The following is a 21,111-nucleotide window of genomic DNA, read 5'->3' as shown; positions in this document are numbered from 1 at the left end:
ATGAAACAAAGGGAGCATGGAACGAACGAATGATCACCCTCTACGGTATCAAGAACTGCGACACGATGAAGAAGGCGCGGAACTGGCTGGACGAACGCCAGATCACCTACCGTTTTCACGACTACAAGGCGGAAGGCATCGATGCGGATAGGCTGAAATCCTGGGTCTCCGCAAAGGGCTGGGAGACGGTGCTGAATCGTGCCGGCACCACGTTTCGTAAGCTGGATGAGGCGGAGCGATCGAACCTTGATGAACAAAAGGCCATTACCCTGATGCTCGCCCAGCCTTCGATGATCAAGCGGCCAGTGTTGGAAACGCCTGACGGCTTGACCATCGGTTTCAAGCCTGAAACCTATGACGGTCTGTTCGCTTCCAGGTGATACCCCATGTCCAAGACCACCCGCGCAACCCAGACACTTGCCAAGGCCGGCGTTGCCTTCACCGTCCACAGCTACGACTACGACCCCAACGCGGAACGCATCGGCCTGCAGGCGGCGGAAGCTTTGGGTGAGGAGCCGCATCGCGTGCTGAAGACGCTGATGGCGGAGGTGGATGGCAAGGCCGTTTGCGCGGTGGTGCCCTCCGATCACGAGGTTTCCATGAAGAAGCTCGCCGCAGCTTTTGGCGGTAAGTCGGCGGCGATGATGAAGCCGCCCGCAGCCGAGAAGGCCACCGGCTATGTGGTCGGCGGCATAAGCCCCTTCGGCCAGAAGAAGCAGGTACCAACCGTCATCGAAGAGGCCGCACTGTCCGAGCCGCTCGTTTACATGAATGGCGGGCAGCGGGGCTTGCAGGTGCGGCTGTCGCCGGCGGATGCCCGTGACGTGTTGAAAGCCATCGTTGCACCCGTTGTTGCCGATTGAGCGCGTTGCCGACCGGGCTGCAAGCGCCTATCTGTCATTTCAACCGCATCCCTAACATAGGCAGATTTCATGACATCGGAAAACACGCAAGTCATCGATTCCACCAAGCTGGAGAAGCTGGCGGAGGTGGCCGTCAAAGTGGGCCTGCAGCTACAGGCGAACCAGGATCTGGTGATGACGGCGCCGATTGCCGCCCTGCCGCTGGTGCGCCTCATCACCAAGCATGCCTACAAGGCAGGTGCTGGCGTGGTGACGACCATCTTTTCCGATGAGGAAAGCACGCTGGCGCGCTATCGCAACGCGCAGGATGCAAGCTTCGACCGCGCCGCCAACTGGCTCTATGACGGCATGGCCAAGGCCTATGAAAAGGGTGCCGCGCGTCTCGCCATTGCTGGCGACAACCCGATGATGCTGGCCAATGAAGACCCGGAAAAGGTGGCGCGCGCCAACAAGGCGAATTCCATGGCCTACAAGCCGGCGCTGGAAAAGATCTCGAACTTCGACATCAACTGGCACATCTGCTCCTATCCGAACCCGGCCTGGGCGCGCCAAGTGTTTCCGGACCTTGCCGAGGATGAAGCGGTCAGGAAGCTTGCAGATGCGATCTTCGCCGCATCCCGCGTCGATGTCGCCGATCCGATTGCGGCCTGGGCGCAGCACAATGCCAATCTGAAGAAGCGTTCCACCTGGCTGAATGGCGAGCGTTTTGCGGCCTTGCATTTCACCGGCCCGGGCACGGACCTGACGGTCGGTCTTGCCGATGGTCACGAATGGCATGGCGGCGCATCGACCGCCAAGAATGGCGTCACCTGCAATCCAAATATCCCGACCGAGGAAGTGTTCACCACGCCGCATGCGCTGAAGGTGGAAGGCCACGTCTCCTCCACCAAGCCGCTCTCGCATCAGGGTACGCTGATCGACAATATCCAGGTGCGTTTCGAGGCGGGCCGCATTGTCGAGGCGAAGGCCAGCAAGGGCGAGGCAGTGCTGAACAAGGTTCTCGATACGGATGAAGGTGCGCGGCGTCTGGGCGAAGTGGCGCTGGTGCCGCATTCCTCGCCGATCTCGCAGTCGGGCATCCTGTTCCTCAACACACTCTTCGACGAGAATGCATCGTGCCACATCGCGCTCGGCCAGTGCTATTCGAAATGCTTCCTGAACGGCGCATCGCTGACGCAGGATCAGATCAAGGCGCAGGGCGGCAACTCGTCGCTCATCCATATCGACTGGATGATCGGCTCCGGTCAGGTGGATATCGACGGTATCCACGCCGATGGCACCCGCGTGCCCGTCATGCGCCAGGGCGAATGGGCTTAAAGCCGTTCTCTATGAACATCGGGGGGCAAACCGCCCGATGTTCGCTCACGCCTTGCGGCTGCGCTTGGCCAGCAGCGCCGCAGTCACGGCTGTGCGTGTTTCGCTTTCCTTGGCAAGGCGTGCTTCCCGGAGGCGGCGCGTCTTTTCATCGCGGGCCAGTGCGACGGCATCCACTTCTTCCAAAGCGCGGTCGCGCGCCAGAAAATCCGAGCGGGCGCGGGTAAAGGCAAGTTCCGCCTGCTGGCGGGGTTTGCTGTAGGTTTCGGTCATATCGGTTCCTATGGGAGGTTTGGTCGATGGGCATGGCACAGGCCGTGCTCGACCGGGCGCATCGCAATTCGCGACAGCGCATCAACGGAAAAAGGCCAGGCGGGCTGCCTGACCTCTCAAGAGATCTCGTTCAACAGTGCCGGTACATCCGCGGTCAAAGCGAACAGATCCCGTATCGGTTCAAGCAGCCTGAAGATTGCAGGCCGACATCTTGCCGGACTTCATGTCGCGCTCGAGGTCGTAGCCGAGCTTCTGGCCTTCGACGATTTCGCGCATGCCCGACCGTTCGACGGCGGAGATGTGAACGAAGGCGTCCGGGCCGCCATTGTCAGGCTGAATGAAGCCGAAGCCCTTGGTGGAATTGAACCATTTTACGGTGCCAGTGGTCATGATGAACCCTTTCATAGCGTCGTTGAAGATATCCGCGCCACGACGTGACGCAGAGCAGTTTCGCGATTTTTGAAAGGAAGATTCGTCCAGGGCGCAAACAATGGGCTGCGCGATAACCAAAGCTAAGCAAGCAAATATCGATAAACTATAAATAGAGACACTCAGGCAATTTGTCAACTTTTAGTTTTGGTGATTGCAACCGCGCGGCACTTCCCGTTTTCCGACACGTCACTGGCGATGCGTGTCAGCGCCGCATGGCGCTGCGCTGGCTGACCCAGACACTGGCCAAAACCACCAGCACGCCCAGCATCTGCAGCAGGCTCAGAGACTGCCCGAGAATGATCCATCCCAGCAGAACCGCGACCAGCGGGCTCAAGAACCCGAGCACCGAAGCGGCAGCTGGTTCCAGAAGACGCAAGCCCCGGAACCAGAGGATATAGGTGAGTGCCGCGCCGATCAGACCAAGATAGAGAAAGCCGATCCAGTTCTGGACCGAAAGCGGCGGCAGCGAGGGTTCCAGGAACAGCGCAAGGGGTGCAAGCAGCACGCCACCTGCCGTCAATTGCCATGCTGTGAAGGTGAGCGGCGAGACAGGAGCTTGCCAATGGCGGCTCAATACGGTTCCAAACGCCATGGAGACAGCGCCCGCCAGGCCCGCCGCTATGCCGATCGGATCAAGCGCCGCCTTTGGCGTCAGCACCAGCAACGCCACGCCTGCCATGCCCGCAAGGCCGGCAAGAACCACGATCGGTCGGATGGGTGTTCCTATCACAAGGCGGGCGATGAGAATGACGATCAGCGGCTGCACGGCACCGACGGTCGCGGCCACACCACCCGGCAAGCGGTAGGCGGAGACAAACAGGCAGGCCCAGAACAGCGTGAAGTTCAAGGCGCCCAGCAAAAGGCTCTTCCACCACCATTCCCCCTGCGGCAGCCTCCGCACGATCCCCAGCAGCAGCAACCCGGCTGGCAGCGCACGCAGCGCCGCCACCGTCAGCGGCATGCCCGGCGGCAGAAGCTGGGTCGTGACGATATAGGTCGAGCCCCAGATGGCGGGGGCAAGCGCGGTGAGGCCGATATCCGACAGCTTGGACATGGCAAAACTCCATTTATCTTGACGTCAAAATAACTCTAGATAGCTTGACGTCAAGATAGTTTGCGGCAAGATGCAGAAATGGATCATGTGAGCCGCATTCTGGAACAATGGCACCGGGAAAGACCCGACCTCGATGTTACCCCTATGGGGCTGCTCGGGCGGCTCGGTCGCCTGCACGCACATCTCATTCGCGAGGTGGAAGCCGTCACCGGCTCCTATGGTCTGAACCGCGCCAGCTTTGACGTTCTGGCCACCCTTCGGCGGTCCGGCGCTCCCTATGAGCTTTCGCCCAGCGATCTTCTGGCGGCAACCATGGTGACCTCAGGCACCATGACCAACCGCATCGACCAGCTGGAAAAACAGGGTCTGGTGGAGCGCATCCCGAACCCTGAAGATGGTCGCAGTGTTAAGGTAGGCCTGACCGACAAGGGACTGGCGCTGATTGACCAGGCCGTAACGGCGCATGTCGAGAACCAGCACCGCCTGACGGCGATGCTCAGCACGGAGGATTTTCAGGCGCTGGATACATTGCTTGGAAAGTACCTGACTGCCTTTGAGGATTAGCTTGGAAATCTGCGCTCTCAATGAGGAGCTTGCCTGATGAAATGCCTGCGCATCTATGCCACGCCGGACGGAGAATCGCATTTTGATGAGGTTGAATTCCCGACGACCGAGATCGCCGTTCATCCCGATGCAGCCTCCTTCGCGGTGACCGCCAGCTATCCCGCTTCACGCCTTCGCATCACCCATATCCCGGCGGGCCTGCGTGAGGTTTCCTGGCACACGCTGCCCGAACCGGTTCTGACGATCAGGCTGGATGGTTCGGTGGAGTACGAAACGAGCGATGGAGAGAAACGCCAGGTTTCAGCGGGCAGCTTCGTGCTGGTGGAGGATACGCATGGCAAGGGCCACCTCTCCCGCCATTCGCCGGAAGCACAAACCGTGATCTGGGTTTCACTGCCGAAAGGATTTGCCGCTCTCTCCACCTGACATCTTCAAAGCTGGTCCGCAGTTCGCGTTGAGCCATTCCGATTGCTGGACCAAAGGTTGCGAAGGGGCGGCAGTACCCGCCCCACTGTGTAGTCATGTTTGCCTTTGCCTGCACCGGCAGCCCTATCGGCGTTACTTGTTCGCCATCTTGGCCATGCTTTCCGGGTAGCGCTCGCCCTTCACCTTGGCAGGGGAGAGCAAGTCGCACAGTTCCTTCACTTCTGCCTCCGAGAGCGTGATGGCGGCTGCGGCGACATTCTTTTCCAGATTGACGATCTTGGTGGTGCCAGGGATTGGCACGATGAAATCCCCCTGCGCCAGCACCCAGGCGAGCGCCAGCTGACCGGCAGTCACGCCCTTCTTCTCGGCCATTTGCTCCAGAAGCTGGACGAGTGCCAGGTTCGCATCGAAATTCTCGCCCTGGAAGCGCGGCAGGCCACGGCGGAAATCATTGGCGGCCAGACCATCCAGGTTCTTCAACGCGCCGGTCAGCGCCCCGCGTCCGAGCGGCGAGAAGGGCACGAAGCCGATGCCGAGTTCGCGGCAGGTGTCGAGCACGCCATTCTGTTCGGGGTCGCGGGTCCAAAGCGAATATTCGCTCTGGATTGCGGCGATCGGGTGGGTGGCGTGAGCCCGGCGCAGTGTTGCAGCACTGGCTTCGGACAGGCCCAGCGCGCGCACCTTGCCTTCCTTCACCAGATCGGCCATGGCGCCGACCGTCTCCTCGATCGGTACGTCAGGATCGACGCGGTGCTGGTAGAGAAGGTCAATCACCTCGACGCCGAGGCGCTTCAGCGAAGCTTCCGCCACGGCCTTTACGTGTTCCGGGCGGCTGTCCACGCCGGAGGGGCGGGCAGCCTTGGCCTCGTCGCCAATCGTAAACCCGAACTTGGTGGCGATCAGCACCTTGTCGCGGAAAGGTTTCAGGCCCTTACCCACCAGTTCTTCATTGGTGAAGGGGCCATAGACTTCTGCCGTATCGAACAGCGTCACGCCCAGTTCCACGGCACGCGCCAGCGTTGCCAGCGAAGACGCCTCGTCGGTCGAGGGGCTGTAGGCATGCGTCATGCCCATGCAGCCAAGCCCAAGCGCCGAGGTTTCGAGGACCCCTAATTTGCGTGTTTGCATGATGAAATCTCTCCTGTTGATTCCGGTCTGCGTGATGAGGATGAGGGCAATCTAGAGCAGCGGAAGCTGAAGGAAAACGGCTGCAATTTCGTGTGGGTTGTTCTATCATTTCGAACAATGAACAGAACCCAGCTTTCCCAACTTGCCGTTCTCGCCGCCGTGGCAGAGCATAAAAGCTTCCGAAAAGCGGCGGCGGAACTCTCCATCGCGCCCTCCGCTGTCAGCCATGCCGTTTCCGCTTTGGAGGAAAGCCTCGGCATTCGCCTGTTGCAGCGAACCACGCGCAGTGTCGCGCCGACCGAGGAAGGACGGCGACTGATCGAGCGGCTGACGCCGGCGCTCTCCGAGATCGCCGCAACGATCGAAAGCATTACGGAGAACCGGGACCGCCCCGCTGGCCCCCTTCGCATCACCATGCCCATGCTGGCGGCAGAAGAACTGATCCTGCCGCGTCTCGCCGAATTCCTGCGGCTATACCCGGATATAGAGCTTGACCTCAGGCATGCGGACCGTTTCGAGGATATCGTCGAGCAAGGTTGCGATGCGGGACTGAGGCTCGGCGAACATCTGGAGGCGGATATGATCGCGGTTCGCGCCAGCGGCCCCTGGCGCGGCGCGATTGTCGGCTCGCCCGCCTATTTCGCGGACAGACCCATGCCGCAGCATCCGCGCGACCTGATCGGCCATCGCTGCGTCCGCCGCCGTTTTTCCAGCGGACTGATCTATCGTTGGGAGTTGGAAAAGGACGGCAAGCCGCTGATCGTGGATGTCTCCGGGCCGCTGATCCTGTCTGACCAGACGATGATGCGCCCTGCGGCGCTGGATGGCGTCGGTCTGGCCTTCATCTTCGACCGGCGCGTGGACGAAGACATCGCCCAAGGCCAACTGATCCGGGTGCTGGAAGACTGGTGCCCACCCTTTGACGGCTTCTACATCTATTACCCCTCCCGGCGTCAGATGCGGCCGCCGCTGAGAGCTTTCGTGGATTTCTTTCGGTATCGTGGATGATGGGCGAGACGGTACGTTGGAGCTTGCCTTGCCAGCACCCCCCTCTGTCCTGCCGGGCATCCCCCCTTGTGGGGGAGATGCCCGGCAGGACAGAGGGGGGCAACCAAGCGGCGAAGAGCTTTAAAAGCTAATCCTGTAGCGCACATGCCCATCGGATTTCACGAAGGAATCGTAGAGCTTGCGCGCCGTCGCATTGTCTTCCGCCGTGTGCCAGTAAAGCCTCGACCAGCCGTTCTCTCTGGAAAGTGCCACGAGATCATCGAGCAAAGCGCGGCCAATACCCTTGCCGCGCTGGCTTTCATCCACGAACAGATCTTCAAGGTAGCAATCCCTGCCCAGGATCCAGGTGCCTTCATGGGTAAGGCAGAGGGCAAAGCCGGCAAGCTTTCCGTCCACCTCGGCCACGCGCATGAAGATGGCGCTGTCCGGATTCATGGTCTTGCCCCAGGTGGAGGCGGTGATCTCGTCAGAGACCGTCACCTTATAAAACGCCAGATAGGCAGCCCAGAGGTCGCGCCAGGCGGCTTCATCCGCCGAGCGGGCATCGCGTATCGTCACCGTCATGATCAGGCACCTGCCTCGTTGAGCGCCTGCATCTGGTCGGCGGACAGTGTCAGTGAGCCTGCGGCAATCAATGCTTCCATCTGGCGAAGCGAAGTGGCAGAGGCAATCGGCGCGGTAATGCCCGGACGGTGGGCCACCCAGGCAATGGCGATCGATGCGGGCGATGCATCCACTTCGACGGAGATATTGTCGAGCGCGGAGAGGATCTTCAGGCCCTTCTCGTTCAGATAATCGCCGACCCGGTAGCCACGAGCCACACCTTCCGTGTCTTCCTTCTTGCGGTATTTGCCGGTGAGGAAGCCGGCGGCCAGTGCATAATAGCTGATCACGCCGATCTCTTCGGCGATGCAGAGATCCGCCAGGGGGCCCTCGAACTTGTTGCGGGTATAGAGATTGTATTCGGGCTGGATCACGTCATAGCGCGGCAGGCCGTTTTTCGCAGCCGCCTCGAAGGAGGCTTTCAGCTGGTCGGCATCCAGGTTGGAGCAGCCGATGGCGCGGATCTTGCCAGCCTTTTTCAGCTTCTCGAAGGCCGAAAGCGTTTCCTCGTAAGGGGTCGCCGGGTCCGGCCAGTGGGAGAGGTAGAGATCGATGTAATCGGTCTGCAGCCGCTTCAGCGAATCCTCGACGGCCTTCTCGATCCACTTGGCCGAAAGATCCACCTTGCCCTGGCCCATGTCGGAGCCGACCTTGGTGACGATAACCGCCTTGTCGCGGGCAACGCCGCCGCGCTTCAGCCACTTGCCGATGATGGTCTCCGATTCGCCGCCGATATGGCCGGGCGCCCAGCGCGAGTAGACATCCGCCGTGTCGATGGTGTTGAAGCCTGCGTCGAAGAAACGGTCGAGCAGGTCGAAGGAGGTCTTTTCATCGGCTGTCCAGCCGAAGACATTGCCGCCGAAAACGACGGGCGCGATGGAAAGGCCGGTGCGGCCAAGCGGGCGCAATTGCATGAAGTAATGTCCTCCTGAAGGGAATGGTTTTGGCATGGATATGGGCCGAGGCTATCCCTTCGGGAAGTGATGTTCCATTCAAATCAATTGATAGCTCAGGCAGATGCCCCGCGGAACTGGCTGGGCGGCGACCCGTAATGCTGGCTCCAGACCCGGCGCAGATGGCGGGCGGAGGCAAAGCCCGTGCGGGCGGCGACGTTTTCCAGATCAAGCCGCGTCTGGCTGATGATATCACGCGCCAGTGTCACTCGCATCAGGTTGACGTAATCGATCAGCGACAGGCCCGCATGTTCACGAAACAGGCGCGACAGATGTCGCTCGCTCAAATGCGCAAGCTCGGACAGACCCGCCACCGACCAGTCGCGGGAAGGATCGGCCATGATCGCATCCTGCACCCGGTGAATGGCGGGGTGAATGTGGTTGCGGCCGGAAAGCCAGGGCGAAATCTGCGGATCGCTGCCGCTGCGGCGCAGATAGATCACCATCTTGCGGGCGCAGGAAAGCGCCACCTGCGCCGAGGTCAGTTGCGCCACGATGTGCAGCATGAGGTCGATGCCGGTGGAGATGCCGGCGCTGGAAAAGCAGTTGCCGTCTTCCACGTAAAGCCGGTTTTCCGCCACATCGGCGGTGGGGGCAAGCCTTCTGAGATCGGCAATGCAATCGGCATGGGTGGTGCAGTGCCGTCCCTCCATCAAGCCGGCCTCCGCCACCAGCAGCGCACCGGAGCAGATACTGGCGATCCGCGTATCGGGCCGGACCGCGCTTTTCATCCAGCGGGCCAGTTCGCGCCGCTCGCGCTCCACCGCCACCTCATCGGGCACGACGGAGGGCGCGCCGGAAACGACCAGCAGGGCATTGTCGGGCAATGTTTCCGGCAGCGGCTCCAGCCCGTCCAAGGTCAGCCCGATCGATGTCATCTGGCGCGGCTTCGCCGAGATATAGCGGCACGCGAAGCGCAGGGCATCCTGCGCCTGGTTGGCATAGCGCAGAACCTCCATCGGTCCTGCGATATCCAGAAGCAGCGCGTGCGGCGGCACGACCATCAGCACGGGAATGGTAACGGTCGCGTCGTCCTCTCGCTTGCTCATGCGGCAAGCTTGCGGGCGCCGAGCGCCTCTTCCACGGTGGCGATGCGGGCGAAGCGATCCTTCAGCACCATGGCGGTGTGAGCCCGGATATCCGCGGGCGAGTGTGTGACGCCATTGGCATCAATCATCGGGAAGGTCAGCGTCGCCTCGGCCACATAGGTCACCTTGAAGCCGAGATCGGATGCATGACGCGTGGTGGTTTCGCAGCACTGCTCCGTGCGGATGCCCGAGATGATGAGGTTGCGGATTCCGTTCGAGGTCAGCCAAACATCCAACCCGGTGCCGACCATGGCCGAGTGACGGCCCTTTTCGAAAATACGGGTTGGATTGATCGTGATGCCATCCAGTGTCCTGATATTGCCACTCTCCTTGGAGAAGGCAACTTCATCTTCGACATGAAAAATCTGTATGACCGGAATGCCTTCGGCCACGGCGCCATCGATCAGCGCCTGCTGGCGCTCCAGGTAACGCGGCACGTCGGCAACATCCCAATAGGGACGATGGGGAAAGGATTGCTGCACATCGATGACGATGAGGGCGGTATCGGATGCGGACATTTTGGGCTCTCCTTGGTTTGAAAGACTAGCATGAGACTAGGCTTTTGACACAAGGACAAAAGGCGGCTGACGGACGAAGAGCGGACATTTCCGGCCATACGCCAAGGTGCGCTTCGGTCCTAGAAGAGGCTACCCTGCTGCGATCCGTCCGGCGGCACCGGCTTCGTCACTTTCTTCTTCGGGGGTGCAGAGGCCGCTTGCGGTGGCGTGACCGGGGGATCGACGCCTTCCCCAGCGGTGGCGGCGACGCGGCCATCGGCGAATTCGATAGAAAGCGTCTGGCCGAGGTTGATCTCGGCCGCCCGCGTGACTGGCTTGTCATCCTCGCCGCGAATGACGGCATAGCCGCGCTTCAGCACATTCTTGTAGGAAAGCGATTGCAGCACCCGGTCCTGCGCCACAATGGCGGCACGGCTGCGGCTCAAGGCATGCGATATCGCCGTATCCGCATGACGGACGAGCGATGCCACATGCTGGCGCTCGCGGCGGATATTGGCCTCCAGCCGCGCGGGAAGCGCCGATAGCGCCGCATCGGCCTTGGCAATGCGCCCGCGCTCGCCCAGCAGCTTGCGTTCCAGGCAGCGTTCCTTGCGCAGGATCTGCTCGCCAATGTGGCGTCGACGCTCGGCCAGCCGGTTCGTCAAAAGCTCCAGGCGCAGGCCAGCGGTCGCGCGCTCAAAACTGCGGCGCTTGGCAATGGCGGTCTTTTCCAGCCCGCGCCCGAGACCGGCTGCGGCCTCATCAAACCGGCGGCGCGGCAGCGCCAGCAGCTGGTCGAGGGACGGCAGCGCCCGCACGAGCGCCCTCAGCGACTGACGGCGATTGTCCATCTGCCGGGACGTGCTGCCGGAAAGGCGCGCCGTCAGGCTGGCCAGTTGCGCATCGAGTTCGGCTTTGACAGGCACGGCCATTTCCGCCGCACCTGTGGGCGTCGGTGCCCGCACATCGGCTGCGTAATCGATCAGCGTCCAGTCCGTCTCGTGGCCGACTGCCGAAATCAGCGGGATGTCGCTTTCGGCCGCGGCACGCACCACGATCTCATCATTGAAGCTCCAGAGATCCTCCAGGCTGCCGCCGCCGCGCGCGACGATCAGCACATCGGGTCGCCGCACCGGCCCCAGCGGATCGAGCCCGTTGAAGCCGCGAATGGCATTTGCCACCTCTTCGCCCGAACCCTCCCCCTGCACCTTCACCGGCCAGACCACCACATGCACGGGAAAGCGGTCGGCGATGCGGTGCAGGATGTCACGGATGACGGCGCCGGTCGGCGAAGTCACCACGCCGATCACCTTCGGCATGAAGGGCAGTTTGCGCTTGCGCTCCTGGTCGAACAAGCCTTCCGCCGAAAGCTTGCGCTTGCGCTCTTCCAGCAGCGCCATCAGCGCGCCGGCACCCGCTGGTTCCAGCGCCTCGATGACGATCTGGTATTTGGATGAGCCGGGGAAGGTGGTGATCTTGCCGGTCGCGATCACCTCCATGCCCTCTTCCGGGCGAAAGCGCAGACGGCTGAAGGTGCCCTTCCAGATGACGGCATCGATGCGCGCCTTGTCGTCCTTCAGCGCGAAATAGGCATGGCCGGAGGAATGCGGTCCGCGATAGCCGGAGATTTCGCCGCGCACCCGCACATGGTCAAAGGCTGTTTCCACCGTCCGCTTGATGGAGCCGGACAGCTCCGAAACGGTGAGTTCGGCAACATTGGAAGGCGTGTCGCTGGGAAATGAAAAGGTCATGGCTCTTCCTTATCCCATCCGGCCGGGATTTTCACGCGCAGCGACGCTGATTTTCCGGGGACAATGGCCATTCCATAAAATGCGAAATGGGCGCTTCAGCAACCGTTAAAGATGCAGGCAAACAAAGGATCTCGCAACCATACGGCGTCAGAATCCGTTAGAGTGTCATGTCCTAAAGGCTGGACAGGTTTTTCGAACAGCCAGAAGGAGACTTGAAGATGCTGTTCTCAATCGCGGCCGCGCTTGGTCTTGCCAGTGCCGCCACCCGCTCTACCGGTACGCTTGTGATAACCGGGCTCATGATTCCGCTGGTCTTTGCCGCTGCCTGCATTGTTTCGCCCGCCGCACTGCCTCTGATGGGGCTGTGGATCGCGATCCTTGGCTTCAACCTCGGGGTTGCCATGCTGCTGGGCGGGCACATCATTCGCGAAGTGCGCCGACGCGCAGCCTGATCTACTTCCTGGGCGGCAGGACCGCGAAGAAGCGGGTTCCCGTTTCCGAGGCGTTCGGCAGGGGATATAGGTAATCCGGTATCTTGCCCTTCGCCAGCGAGGCGTAGAGGCCGTCGGGCTTCATGCGGGCAAGATAGAGCGTTTCGCCGTCGTCGTGGCAATAGGCGAGGATCGTCACACCCGCGCCCCGCAAAAATGCTTCTGCTTCCGAAGGCTTGGCAAGACCGATATGCAGCTCGGTCAGCATGCCGCCCTGGTTTCGGTGATAGGGCGCAGCCAGAATGTGATGGGGTGTGTAACGCAAGATAAATGCGCCGTTGTTTGACGGAGCAGCCACCACACCTGTCGGGAAGGAGGCCAGCTTTTGCATATCGTCCGGTCCACCGCATTGGCTTTTCTCCGAAATCGCCGTGCCGGTTCGCGTGACGACTTCCGATGACGACAGCGCGCTTGTTCCCTTGACTGCCAGGACGCCACCCACTGCCCAGACCGCCGGAACGGAGGCGAGGACACCAAGGATATAGGCAAGACCCGCATTGGCATTTTCCGGGTCCGCATGCGAACGGCGGCGCAGATCATCGATCAGGAGCGTCAGGGGCAGGATGGAGAGCGCATTGGAAAACATCGCGCCGCGTACCTGCACCAGCGAAATACCCCAGGCGGTGCCGACCAATGCCAGCATGATCAGGTGGAATTCGCGCCGCCTGCCATCAATGGCGCGGAAGATGCAGATCGCGATTGCCAGCAGGCCCGCCGCATAGAAGCCGCCAACGGAGGCCGGATCTTCACGCATGATGGCCAGAACCGATTTCGCCTCCATAACATTGTTCAGCCACAACTCCGCCAGCATGGGATCGAGATTGCCGAGCGGGTTGCCAAGGCATTGCGGTGCAATCAATACGGCGGAACCCGCAACACCAAGTCCCAGCAGCCCAAGGGATGCCAACCGTTCACGCATCGTCCAGCGCTTGCCGGCACTGGCCGCGAAGAAGAGACCTGCGCCGCCAATCGCCGTCAGGGAATAAAAGCCGAGCGAGAGATTGTCGCAGGTGACAGCGGCATACGAACGGGGTGGTACGGTGGCAAAGAAGGCGAGCGAAATAAAGAGCGACAACGACAGGCCGAAGGCGCGGGCCGAGCGCCCGAAGCTTTCGCCATGCCAGGCCCATTGCAGCGCCACCACCACGCAGGCCACCGCCACGATCGGCACCGTTTCCGCACCGATTGCCATGGCGTAGGAAAGTGCCAAGCCCGCAATGATATGGCTGACGCCCGAACGTCGGCGGTCGATCAGCATGGCAGCGACCGTCATCATCAGCACCATCTGTACATTGTGATGATCAGCGGCACCGGGATAATAGCGGATGCAGGTGAAGGTAAACAGGCAGGCGAGGCCTAAGCCGATATGCATGGCCGAAATGCCGCCGGCGCGCCGCGCGCCAAGCCCGGTGGCGCCTAAAAACAGGACACACAGAAAGAGCGGCCAGACGGTGAGCGCCATGGCTTCCGCTCCTTCCTGATTGGCCGTGAAGAATGAGAAGAAGCGCACCAGGCTCGCAATGGGCAGGTCAATCAGACGGGACCAGTGCATCAACGTGCCGCCGTTCAGCCCCATGCGGTGCTGGACCATATCGAACCAGCCCTGACCGTTCAGGAAGTCACGCACCTCGACGAGGCGCATTGAGTCATCATTGTCCGGCCCGACATAGTCGGTGAAGGAGAACTTGTTGTTGATGAAGATGGCAACAACGATAACAAGGCCATAGAGTGCCACCGAGGGCCATAAGCGGCCAAACAGGCCGGTCGGCTTTCCGCGGGTTCCACTCATTGCGGCCTCGTCGGTCATCGGCAGGCTCATTGCCCGTTCCCCTTCCACTTCCTGCATCGGCGGGACGATCCGAGCGATCAGGCCGAACTCCGCTCCGGCCGGAAACCTAAGCTTAACCTTCTCAAGAAATAGTAAAGCCTGGAGCCGGCGCGAGCATGCTCCGGTTTGCCGTGTATCGAGTGGAAATCATGGATCGTGCCCTGCCCGGCTCCTCTCTGGAGATTGCGGTTCTTCTGCCTTGTTATAACGAGGCACTGACCATTGCCTCGGTGGTGCGCGGCTTTCGCGCCGCGCTGCCGGAAGCGCGCATCTATGTCTATGACAACAATTCCACCGATGGCACGGCACTGGCTGCCATGTTGGCCGGTGCTGAAGTGCGCCGCGAGCGGCGGCAGGGCAAAGGCCATGTGGTGCGCCGGATGTTTGCCGATATCGAAGCCGACATCTATGTGATGGCCGATGGCGACGGCACCTACGCACCCTCAGACGCCGAAGAACTGATCCGCACCCTGCTGACGGAAAATGCCGACATGGTGGTGGGCACCAGGCGCGGCGTGCATGCGGATGCCGGCCGGCAGGGTCACGCCACCGGCAACCGGCTGTTCAACATTCTCTACCGAAACCTGTTCGGGACTGACTTCACCGACATCTTCTCCGGCTACCGTGCCTTTTCGCGTCGCTTCGTGAAAAGCTTCCCGGCTGTTTCGCCCGGTTTCGAGATCGAGACGGAAATGTCCGTGCATGCCTCGCGGCTGAAACTGCCGGTCTGCGAACTCGAACTCGATTATGGCCGCCGCCCCGAAGGCTCGCACTCGAAACTGTCCACCTTCCGTGACGGCTTTCGAATCCTGCGCATGTTTGCCATGTTGGTGAAGGAAACGCGCCCGTTCGCATTTTTTGCGACCATTGCCGGGTTCTTTTGCCTCACGGGCCTGCTGTTTTCCGCGCCGGTGCTGCTGGAATATTTCAGAACCGGTCTCGTGCCACGGATGCCCACCTGGATGCTGTCGCTGGCGCTGATGGGACTGTCCTTTGTATCTCTGACGGCTGGCGTCATTCTGGATTCCGTCGCACGCGGGCGCAATGAAGTTCTCCGCCTGAACTACATCCAGTTGCCATCCATCTTTACCGATCGTCCGCGTGCAACCGAAGCGAAAACCCCCAGTCAGCGGGACGCGGCATGAAACGCGAAACGACCAATCGCATTCGCTTCGTTATCGAAGATATCCTGCCGCCCATCATCCGGGACTCAAAGCTGTTTCTGTGGCTAGCACAGAGCGCCTGGGGCTCGCACATCTCGCACTTGGCCAGGTTCCGCGAACGCGCGCCCTTTCTGACAGCTGAGGAATATGCCGAGCTTTATCGCAACCACCCCCGCGTTCACGCCGGGACGGACAATTCTGATGCCTGCATCCGCCGGATCGTCCGCGAGATCACGGGCAGCAGTGTTTGCGATGTGGGCTGCGGCACCGGTGCGCTGCTGACCCATATCAAAGCAGGCAGGCCGGAGCTCACACGTCTTACCGGCGTTGATTTCGTGATTGATGATGCAGCCTCCCTGCCGGAGGTGGAATATGTGGCCGCGAAGATCGAGGCGCTGCCATTTGCCGACGGCGAATTCGATACCGTCGTCTGTACGCATGTGATCGAACATGTGCTGGAATACCGGGAGGCGATCGCCGAGCTCCGCCGCATTGCCCGCAGGCGGCTGATCATCGTTGTGCCGAGGGAGCGGGAATATCGCTATACCTTCAACCCGCACTTCAACTTCTTCCCGTACACCCATTCCTTCTTGCGGGCCGTCCATCCCGTGCCGCCGCGTTATGTGTGCGAAGATATCGGGCGGGACATCTTCTACATGGAAGATCGGGAAGGCTGAGCGCGATGGATTTTTCCAGTCTCACCCCGGCGCTTTGGCTTGGCCTTCTCGGCACCCCGCTGATGATTGCAATGGGGCAGGTACTTTTCAAGCTGACGAGCCGGTCCATTGGTTCGTTTTCAGTGGGCGGGCTTCTGGCGCTGGCTGTGAACCCGGTGCTGTTGGCCGCACTGGTGCTTTATGGACTTGGTACCATCATCTGGATCTACGTCCTCAGATCTGTTCCGCTCACGATCGCCTATTCCTTCATGGGGCTGACCTTCTGCTTTGTGCCGGTGCTGGCGCAAGTCTTCTTCGGTGAACCGTTGAGCCTGCGTTACGCCTTCGGTGCCATGCTGATCATTGCCGGACTGCTGACCATCAATGTCTGACAAACGCGAAGCGGCAGACTGGCTGGCGACGCTCTCCGTCATGATCATTGCCGATCTGACGTTATTCACCGTCTTTGAAGCCTATGTAGAAAGGCTGGTGATCTGCCGGCTGCTTTCGCTTCTGGCTTCCTTTGCCATTGCCCAAGGGGTGCGGCTGGCAAGCGGCCTCGGCAAGCCGCCGAGCGCAGTGTTGGAAAAGCCCGGTCTCTGGCCGTTGATCGTCATCACGACCATCCTCAACACCGGGCTCTTTGTGCTTTTGAGTGAGCGCGCGCCGCTGGTGCAGCCCCTCGTGCTTCTTGGCCTCGCCTGGCTGGGTTCGCTTGCCTTTCTCGGGTTCGGCCTGCACCGAATCCGAAGGTTTGGCTCAGCCGACAAGCCCTGATCAGACCGTTTCCCAACCGTCCTTGTCGCTGGCGCGATAGACCGCATCGATGAAGCGCTGGTTTAGGCGGGAGCTTTCCAGCGATACCACCTCTACATCCTGGCCGCTCGCCTTCGCAGCAAAGGCTTCCGCCTGACGGCGGTACTGGCGGCTATCGGGAAAGCGGAAGATTTCCGAGCGGCCATGCTTCTGGTCCGTCAGCTCCACTTCTTCCGCACCCCAGCGATCGGCATTGAAGGGTGATTTCACCTCGATGAAGCCGTCCGTGCCGTGGAACACCATGATCTGACGCCCGGCCAACTGGGTGGAGATGTAGAAGGAAAGGTCGAAATCACCAAAGTCCGCCTTGACGCTGGAATAGATGTCGGTGCCGAAATCCTTGTCGCGCTCGGTGGTCGCCTGCACGCGCAGCGGCTCCTTGCCGGTGGAGAAGCGGGTCGCCATCGTCGGGTAGACGCCGATATCCGGCAAGCCGCCACCGCCAAGCTCCGGAATGTTGCGCATGTTGGAAGGGTCGCGGTTGAAGTAGGTGAAGGCACCCTGCACATGGCGCAGGCGGCCCACCGCCCCTTGTGAAAGGAGTTCGCGCACCTTCAGCCAGACCGGCGCATAGGTGATCATGAAGGCTTCGGCGATCACGACCTTGTTCCGGTCACGCGCGGCGATCAGCTGGTCGATCTCCTCTGCCTTCAGAGAGATCGGCTTTTCGCAGAGCACATGCTTGCCCGCATTTGCGGCCTTGATGGTCCATTCCACATGCTGGCTGGTCGGCAGAGGAATATAGACCGCATCGATCGTGTCCGAGGCCAGCATCTCCTCATAGGAGCCGAAAGCATGCGGTACCGAGAAGCGATCTGCCATGGCGCGGGCGCGGGCAAGATCGCGACTGGCAATCGCCGTCACCACACAATTTTCCGCATCCTGAATGGCGGGCACAACCGCCTGTTGGCCGATCTTGGCGGTCGAGAGAATACCGAAACGCAACATGAGCTCCTCCATCTGTCATTGCCGCCGCACCCTACAGCATGCGCGGCAAAATGGGAGGGGGTATGGCGGGCGTTCGCGCCTTGCCGGCAACCGCATCTTCCACCGGTCTTTCTCCGGGGATGTTCGGGGGCCACGCAAACCTATGCGGCAAAGATTTTTGCTTCGAGCCTGCGGCTGTAACTCATTCAAAATTTGAGGTTTTCAAACCCTCTCCGCCACAAGCAGGGATTTTCCGGCAGAAAAATTTGCATCTCCGTTTTCCCCGCCCCTAAAACCCATGCCTACAATCCTCCCGTTCCGCAGCGGATACACCGGCAGGCGTGCCGGCGATGCGGAGCCGGTTCGGGTCATGAGGATAGGACGCAAAGCCTCAGGATCCGGGTCCGCGAAACTTGAGTCCCCCTCCGGCGACACGGGCGGAGAGGATGCGCGTCGGACGTCAGCGCGGCCTCTCCGGAATACCCAGCGGCGCGTCGGACGTGCCTGTGTGGCACACAAGGGGAAGACGGGTTCGGGCTCGCATCGCCCGTTGTCCGCCTGCTCGGCTTCTCTGGGGCCAGCGGGAACGGCGATGGCAAACGGCTCGATCCGATCTTCCAGTCAGAGGGACCCCACACGCGGGCATAAACGACCGAACGGGGCGCTGAGAGGTGCTACCTATACTACCCAATACGAGGCAGCTTTCAGCGCCCCGGCCGATACACGCATGCTCAGGAAAAGTGTGAAGCGATTTTCCGCCCGGAGCATGCGGCAAGAACAGAAACCAAACCACGGGCCGTTTCGGTCGCGTGGTTATCGGTGCGGGTGAGGTCCGCGCAGGTACAAAATGCCCGGGTTACTTTCAACGTCCTCCCGCCTCAAACAGCGGGAACCACCATTCGCCCTTCCAGAACCCAAGAGGAAACAATGCTTTATCGACAAAAGCGCGCAGAAGACAAGGAAGGTCTTCATTAGCCGATTTTAAATAAATATTTACTGAGCGAATATTACTTTTCCTGCCATAACCGGGGGCAATATAATGGCAGCGATTTTGAGTTCCATCTCAGGCAAGCTGGTTCTTGTGGCAGGCTCGGCCATTGCTTTGGTGGTCACGGCCTATACCGCCTATACCGGCTGGGATGCGAAGATACGGACCGAAGCGCAGGTCATGACGCTTGCCACCGAGAAGGCGGCCATGGTGTCGCAAAAAGTATCGGCACAGATCACGGAGGCGGTGTCCGCCGGAACCACGCTCGCGGCCAGTATCTCGGGCTATATCGAGAAAGGCAGCCGCAATCGCAGCGATATTATTGCACTGACGGAAACCATCGGGCCGCGATACAAAAACCTGTTTGGGGCCTGGATGTGCGAAATTCCGGGTGTTCAATCAAGCAAACCGCTGATGGGAACCGAGGGGCTCAATGACGCTGGCGTGTTCACGGCCTATTGGACGAAGGCCGCCAACGGTGCGATGGAATTCTCGACCTGGAACATCAAGCCGGAAGACGAATATTTTGCCGGACCGCTGAAAAGTGGTGCTAGCGTGGTGACGGAACCCTATCTCGCATCGATCGGTGCGCTGATTACGTCTGTGTCCGTACCCGTGAAGGTAGACGGAAAACTGGTCGGTCTTGCAGGCGTCGACATCAAACTCGATGATCTCGTCAGTTCGCTGGCGGCGCTGAAACCTTTCGAGGGCGGTAATACCATGCTGCTTGCCAGCAACGGCAAATGGCTGGCGCATCCGGACAAGAACCAGTTGATGAAGGTGTATTCCGACACGGGCGCTGCCGAGGTGAAGGCGGCCCTGGCCGATGGCAAAATGCGGGTGCTTCGCGGATTTGAAGACGGTCGCGTGCGGCTGATTTACCCGCTCACCACCACCGGCATGAATGTGACCTGGGCTGCTGTCCTCGATGTACCAGCCAACATCTTCTCCACGCCTGTTATTGAGGCAATTGAAAACGCCATCGCCAGTGGCCTGGTGATCCTGATTGTTGCACTCGGCATCATCTATGCGGCCTCGACGGCTTTGGTGCGTCGCCCGCTGGCCGGCGTGCTGTCGGTGGTCAACCGCCTGACGAATGGCGATTACAATACCGGCGTCGAACATGCGGGCCGCAAGGATGAAGTGGGTACGCTGGCGCGAGCGCTGGAGCAGTTCCGCCATGAACTGAACAATGGCGTTGCGGCCCGACAGGAACAGGAAAAGCTGCAGCGGACGATGGCAAGCGAACGCGAGCAGCAGATGGCCATCGACAGCGCCAAGGCCGACGATCTACGCCACTTCGTACATCAGGTTCAGGCTGGCTTCGATGCGCTGGCCAAGGGCGACCTGACGGTTCGCATGCAGGTTGGCGTGGCGCCGGAATTCGAAGCCATCCGCCAGAACTTCAACACATCTGTGGCCAGCCTGGAAGAGGCTGTCGGCGGCGTGATCACGACCGTCGCGACGATCCGCTCCGGTCTCGGCGAAATCTCGTCAGCTTCGAATGATCTTGCCCGCCGCACCGAGCAGCAGGCAGCCTCTCTCGAAGAAACGATCGCGGCACTGGCCGAGGTGTCCCGCGGCGTCAACCGCACGGCGGAAGGAGCCTCCAATGCGCAAGGCATTGTCGGCGTTGCCCGCAACAATGCCGAAAAGGGTGGCAACATCGTTGGCCGTGCCATTGAAGCCATGAGTGCCATCCAGGGCTCTTCCGAAAAGATCGGCAACATCATCGGCGTTATCGATGAGATTGCCTTCCAGACCAATCTGCTGGCCCTCAACGCCGGTGTCGAGGCTGCGCGTGCCGGTGAAGCCGGCAAGGGCTTCGCAGTGGTGGCCCAGGAAGTGCGTGAACTTGCCCAGCGCTCCGCCCAGGCCGCCAAGGAGATCAAGGAGCTGATTTCCACCTCCAGTGCCCAGGTTCAGTCGGGTGTCGATCTGGTCAAGGCTTCCGGTGCCTCACTGGCGGAAATCGTCGGTCAGGTCGTCTCCATGAGCGACACCATGGATGCCATCGCCAATGCGGCCCGCGAACAGGCGACCAGCCTTCGCGAGGTCACCGAGGCGGGTGACAACATGGACAAGGTGACCCAGCAGAATGCGGCCATGGTGGAAGAAACCACTGCCGCGGCACAGAACCTCTCGCACGAGACCGATACGCTTGCCACCATGGTGCAGCGTTTCAAGACCAAGGCCAATAGTGGCGCGCAGGGCTATGGCTCCCGCTACGCCATGGCATCCTGATCCAGGTTCAACGCCATCTGCAAAAGCCGCCAGGCGCAAGCCTC

Annotated in this window: 23 protein-coding genes; 12 read left to right on the top strand and 11 right to left on the bottom strand. The window is 60.8% G+C overall.

The window, feature by feature from the left end; translation table 11 throughout:
• Positions 1-29 precede the first annotated feature (29 nt).
• From Q2T52_RS01250 to Q2T52_RS01240, 3 genes are all read left to right on the top strand, one after another.
• Positions 30-380 carry an ArsC family reductase gene (locus tag Q2T52_RS01250; protein WP_302074866.1) on the top strand — a complete coding sequence of 117 codons (351 nt, stop codon included), beginning with the start codon at positions 30-32 and terminating at the stop codon, positions 378-380.
• A gap of 6 nt (positions 381-386) precedes the next feature.
• On the top strand, positions 387-863 hold the full coding sequence (ybaK, locus tag Q2T52_RS01245) for a Cys-tRNA(Pro) deacylase (protein WP_302074865.1): 477 nt from the start codon (positions 387-389) through the stop codon (positions 861-863).
• A gap of 69 nt (positions 864-932) precedes the next feature.
• The gene (locus Q2T52_RS01240; protein ID WP_302074864.1) at positions 933-2,180 is read left to right on the top strand and encodes an aminopeptidase; all 1,248 of its coding nucleotides are present in this window, start codon (positions 933-935) and stop codon (positions 2,178-2,180) included.
• 45 nt (positions 2,181-2,225) lie between these two features.
• On the opposite strand, the gene Q2T52_RS01235 is transcribed toward Q2T52_RS01240, so the two are convergent.
• The 3 genes from Q2T52_RS01235 to Q2T52_RS01225 all read right to left on the bottom strand — a co-directional run bounded on the left by Q2T52_RS01235 (position 2,226) and on the right by Q2T52_RS01225 (position 3,936).
• Positions 2,226-2,450, bottom strand: coding sequence for a hypothetical protein (locus Q2T52_RS01235; protein ID WP_302074863.1), 225 nt, complete (start codon positions 2,448-2,450; stop codon positions 2,226-2,228).
• Positions 2,451-2,630: 180 nt separating this feature from the next.
• A complete protein-coding gene (locus Q2T52_RS01230; protein ID WP_302074862.1) occupies positions 2,631-2,840 on the bottom strand; it encodes a cold-shock protein in 210 nt (69 codons plus the stop codon).
• A gap of 244 nt (positions 2,841-3,084) precedes the next feature.
• Positions 3,085-3,936: an EamA family transporter gene (locus tag Q2T52_RS01225; protein WP_302074861.1), complete on the bottom strand. Its 852-nt coding sequence runs from the start codon at positions 3,934-3,936 to the stop codon at positions 3,085-3,087.
• 78 nt (positions 3,937-4,014) lie between these two features.
• Here Q2T52_RS01225 and Q2T52_RS01220 point away from each other — a divergent pair, with 78 nt between their 5' ends.
• Both Q2T52_RS01220 and Q2T52_RS01215 read left to right on the top strand, forming a co-directional pair.
• Complete coding sequence (locus Q2T52_RS01220; RefSeq protein ID WP_302074860.1) at positions 4,015-4,500, top strand: MarR family winged helix-turn-helix transcriptional regulator; 486 nt, start codon at positions 4,015-4,017, stop codon at positions 4,498-4,500.
• Positions 4,501-4,536: 36 nt separating this feature from the next.
• A complete protein-coding gene (locus Q2T52_RS01215; protein WP_302074859.1) occupies positions 4,537-4,926 on the top strand; it encodes a cupin domain-containing protein in 390 nt (129 codons plus the stop codon).
• A 132-nt stretch (positions 4,927-5,058) separates the two neighbouring features.
• Here the strand turns inward: Q2T52_RS01215 and Q2T52_RS01210 are convergent, their stop codons facing one another.
• Positions 5,059-6,054: an aldo/keto reductase gene (locus Q2T52_RS01210; RefSeq protein ID WP_302074858.1), complete on the bottom strand. Its 996-nt coding sequence runs from the start codon at positions 6,052-6,054 to the stop codon at positions 5,059-5,061.
• 117 nt (positions 6,055-6,171) lie between these two features.
• Between Q2T52_RS01210 and Q2T52_RS01205 the strand changes: the two genes are divergently transcribed.
• A complete protein-coding gene (locus Q2T52_RS01205; RefSeq protein ID WP_302074857.1) occupies positions 6,172-7,062 on the top strand; it encodes a LysR family transcriptional regulator in 891 nt (296 codons plus the stop codon).
• A gap of 120 nt (positions 7,063-7,182) precedes the next feature.
• Here the strand turns inward: Q2T52_RS01205 and Q2T52_RS01200 are convergent, their stop codons facing one another.
• The 5 genes from Q2T52_RS01200 to xseA form a co-directional block, all read right to left on the bottom strand.
• Complete coding sequence (locus Q2T52_RS01200; protein WP_302074856.1) at positions 7,183-7,626, bottom strand: GNAT family N-acetyltransferase; 444 nt, start codon at positions 7,624-7,626, stop codon at positions 7,183-7,185.
• 2 nt (positions 7,627-7,628) lie between these two features.
• A complete protein-coding gene (locus Q2T52_RS01195) occupies positions 7,629-8,579 on the bottom strand; it encodes an aldo/keto reductase (RefSeq protein ID WP_302074855.1) in 951 nt (316 codons plus the stop codon).
• A 95-nt stretch (positions 8,580-8,674) separates the two neighbouring features.
• Entirely contained in the window at positions 8,675-9,667 is a 993-nt protein-coding gene (locus Q2T52_RS01190; protein WP_302074854.1) for a GlxA family transcriptional regulator, read from the bottom strand.
• Positions 9,664-10,224, bottom strand: coding sequence for an isochorismatase family protein (locus tag Q2T52_RS01185; RefSeq protein ID WP_302074853.1), 561 nt, complete (start codon positions 10,222-10,224; stop codon positions 9,664-9,666). The genes Q2T52_RS01190 and Q2T52_RS01185 overlap by 4 nt, the downstream gene beginning before the upstream one ends.
• A 119-nt stretch (positions 10,225-10,343) precedes the next feature.
• On the bottom strand, positions 10,344-11,954 hold the full coding sequence (gene xseA, locus Q2T52_RS01180; protein ID WP_302074852.1) for an exodeoxyribonuclease VII large subunit: 1,611 nt from the start codon (positions 11,952-11,954) through the stop codon (positions 10,344-10,346).
• A gap of 218 nt (positions 11,955-12,172) precedes the next feature.
• On the opposite strand from xseA, the gene Q2T52_RS01175 reads away from it, so the two are divergent.
• On the top strand, positions 12,173-12,406 hold the full coding sequence (locus Q2T52_RS01175) for a hypothetical protein (protein WP_302074851.1): 234 nt from the start codon (positions 12,173-12,175) through the stop codon (positions 12,404-12,406).
• 1 nt (position 12,407) lies between these two features.
• On the opposite strand, the gene Q2T52_RS01170 is transcribed toward Q2T52_RS01175, so the two are convergent.
• A complete protein-coding gene (locus tag Q2T52_RS01170) occupies positions 12,408-14,264 on the bottom strand; it encodes a hypothetical protein (RefSeq protein ID WP_302074850.1) in 1,857 nt (618 codons plus the stop codon).
• Positions 14,265-14,422: 158 nt separating this feature from the next.
• Between Q2T52_RS01170 and Q2T52_RS01165 the strand changes: the two genes are divergently transcribed.
• The 4 genes from Q2T52_RS01165 to Q2T52_RS01150 are packed head-to-tail and all read left to right on the top strand — an operon-like array spanning position 14,423 to position 16,869.
• Entirely contained in the window at positions 14,423-15,418 is a 996-nt protein-coding gene (locus Q2T52_RS01165) for a glycosyltransferase (protein ID WP_367187262.1), read from the top strand.
• Positions 15,415-16,113, top strand: coding sequence for a class I SAM-dependent methyltransferase (locus tag Q2T52_RS01160; protein WP_302074849.1), 699 nt, complete (start codon positions 15,415-15,417; stop codon positions 16,111-16,113). Before Q2T52_RS01165 ends, Q2T52_RS01160 begins: the two co-directional genes overlap by 4 nt.
• 5 nt (positions 16,114-16,118) lie before the next feature.
• Positions 16,119-16,484, top strand: coding sequence for a DMT family transporter (locus Q2T52_RS01155; RefSeq protein WP_302074848.1), 366 nt, complete (start codon positions 16,119-16,121; stop codon positions 16,482-16,484).
• Complete coding sequence (locus tag Q2T52_RS01150; protein ID WP_302074847.1) at positions 16,477-16,869, top strand: hypothetical protein; 393 nt, start codon at positions 16,477-16,479, stop codon at positions 16,867-16,869. The genes Q2T52_RS01155 and Q2T52_RS01150 overlap by 8 nt, the downstream gene beginning before the upstream one ends.
• Here the strand turns inward: Q2T52_RS01150 and Q2T52_RS01145 are convergent, their stop codons facing one another.
• Entirely contained in the window at positions 16,870-17,856 is a 987-nt protein-coding gene (locus Q2T52_RS01145; RefSeq protein WP_302074846.1) for a Gfo/Idh/MocA family protein, read from the bottom strand.
• A 1,018-nt stretch (positions 17,857-18,874) separates the two neighbouring features.
• On the opposite strand from Q2T52_RS01145, the gene Q2T52_RS01140 reads away from it, so the two are divergent.
• Positions 18,875-21,067 (top strand): methyl-accepting chemotaxis protein, encoded by a 2,193-nt coding sequence (locus tag Q2T52_RS01140; RefSeq protein WP_302074845.1) that lies wholly within the window; start codon positions 18,875-18,877, stop codon positions 21,065-21,067.
• Positions 21,068-21,111: the final 44 nt, after the last annotated feature.

It is taken from the genome of Rhizobium oryzicola, assembly GCF_030504645.1.
Classification (GTDB): domain Bacteria; phylum Pseudomonadota; class Alphaproteobacteria; order Rhizobiales; family Rhizobiaceae; genus Neorhizobium; species Neorhizobium oryzicola.
Note: the sequence above shows the minus strand (reverse complement) of the source record. Positions and strands in the feature narration are given on the sequence as shown.

What these genes read in the sequence shown, in the direction of transcription:
- Q2T52_RS01250 (WP_302074866.1), top strand. Translation starts at nt 30, where the DNA reads ATGATCACCCTCTACGGTATCAAGAACTGCGACACGATGAAGAAGGCG.
- ybaK (WP_302074865.1), top strand. Translation starts at nt 387, where the DNA reads ATGTCCAAGACCACCCGCGCAACCCAGACACTTGCCAAGGCCGGCGTT.
- Q2T52_RS01240 (WP_302074864.1), top strand. Translation starts at nt 933, where the DNA reads ATGACATCGGAAAACACGCAAGTCATCGATTCCACCAAGCTGGAGAAG.
- Q2T52_RS01235 (WP_302074863.1), bottom strand. Translation starts at nt 2,450, where the DNA reads ATGACCGAAACCTACAGCAAACCCCGCCAGCAGGCGGAACTTGCCTTT.
- Q2T52_RS01230 (WP_302074862.1), bottom strand. Translation starts at nt 2,840, where the DNA reads ATGACCACTGGCACCGTAAAATGGTTCAATTCCACCAAGGGCTTCGGC.
- Q2T52_RS01225 (WP_302074861.1), bottom strand. Translation starts at nt 3,936, where the DNA reads ATGTCCAAGCTGTCGGATATCGGCCTCACCGCGCTTGCCCCCGCCATC.
- Q2T52_RS01220 (WP_302074860.1), top strand. Translation starts at nt 4,015, where the DNA reads ATGGATCATGTGAGCCGCATTCTGGAACAATGGCACCGGGAAAGACCC.
- Q2T52_RS01215 (WP_302074859.1), top strand. Translation starts at nt 4,537, where the DNA reads ATGAAATGCCTGCGCATCTATGCCACGCCGGACGGAGAATCGCATTTT.
- Q2T52_RS01210 (WP_302074858.1), bottom strand. Translation starts at nt 6,054, where the DNA reads ATGCAAACACGCAAATTAGGGGTCCTCGAAACCTCGGCGCTTGGGCTT.
- Q2T52_RS01205 (WP_302074857.1), top strand. Translation starts at nt 6,172, where the DNA reads ATGAACAGAACCCAGCTTTCCCAACTTGCCGTTCTCGCCGCCGTGGCA.
- Q2T52_RS01200 (WP_302074856.1), bottom strand. Translation starts at nt 7,626, where the DNA reads ATGACGGTGACGATACGCGATGCCCGCTCGGCGGATGAAGCCGCCTGG.
- Q2T52_RS01195 (WP_302074855.1), bottom strand. Translation starts at nt 8,579, where the DNA reads ATGCAATTGCGCCCGCTTGGCCGCACCGGCCTTTCCATCGCGCCCGTC.
- Q2T52_RS01190 (WP_302074854.1), bottom strand. Translation starts at nt 9,667, where the DNA reads ATGAGCAAGCGAGAGGACGACGCGACCGTTACCATTCCCGTGCTGATG.
- Q2T52_RS01185 (WP_302074853.1), bottom strand. Translation starts at nt 10,224, where the DNA reads ATGTCCGCATCCGATACCGCCCTCATCGTCATCGATGTGCAGCAATCC.
- xseA (WP_302074852.1), bottom strand. Translation starts at nt 11,954, where the DNA reads ATGACCTTTTCATTTCCCAGCGACACGCCTTCCAATGTTGCCGAACTC.
- Q2T52_RS01175 (WP_302074851.1), top strand. Translation starts at nt 12,173, where the DNA reads ATGCTGTTCTCAATCGCGGCCGCGCTTGGTCTTGCCAGTGCCGCCACC.
- Q2T52_RS01170 (WP_302074850.1), bottom strand. Translation starts at nt 14,264, where the DNA reads ATGAGCCTGCCGATGACCGACGAGGCCGCAATGAGTGGAACCCGCGGA.
- Q2T52_RS01165 (WP_367187262.1), top strand. Translation starts at nt 14,423, where the DNA reads ATGGATCGTGCCCTGCCCGGCTCCTCTCTGGAGATTGCGGTTCTTCTG.
- Q2T52_RS01160 (WP_302074849.1), top strand. Translation starts at nt 15,415, where the DNA reads ATGAAACGCGAAACGACCAATCGCATTCGCTTCGTTATCGAAGATATC.
- Q2T52_RS01155 (WP_302074848.1), top strand. Translation starts at nt 16,119, where the DNA reads ATGGATTTTTCCAGTCTCACCCCGGCGCTTTGGCTTGGCCTTCTCGGC.
- Q2T52_RS01150 (WP_302074847.1), top strand. Translation starts at nt 16,477, where the DNA reads ATGTCTGACAAACGCGAAGCGGCAGACTGGCTGGCGACGCTCTCCGTC.
- Q2T52_RS01145 (WP_302074846.1), bottom strand. Translation starts at nt 17,856, where the DNA reads ATGTTGCGTTTCGGTATTCTCTCGACCGCCAAGATCGGCCAACAGGCG.
- Q2T52_RS01140 (WP_302074845.1), top strand. Translation starts at nt 18,875, where the DNA reads ATGGCAGCGATTTTGAGTTCCATCTCAGGCAAGCTGGTTCTTGTGGCA.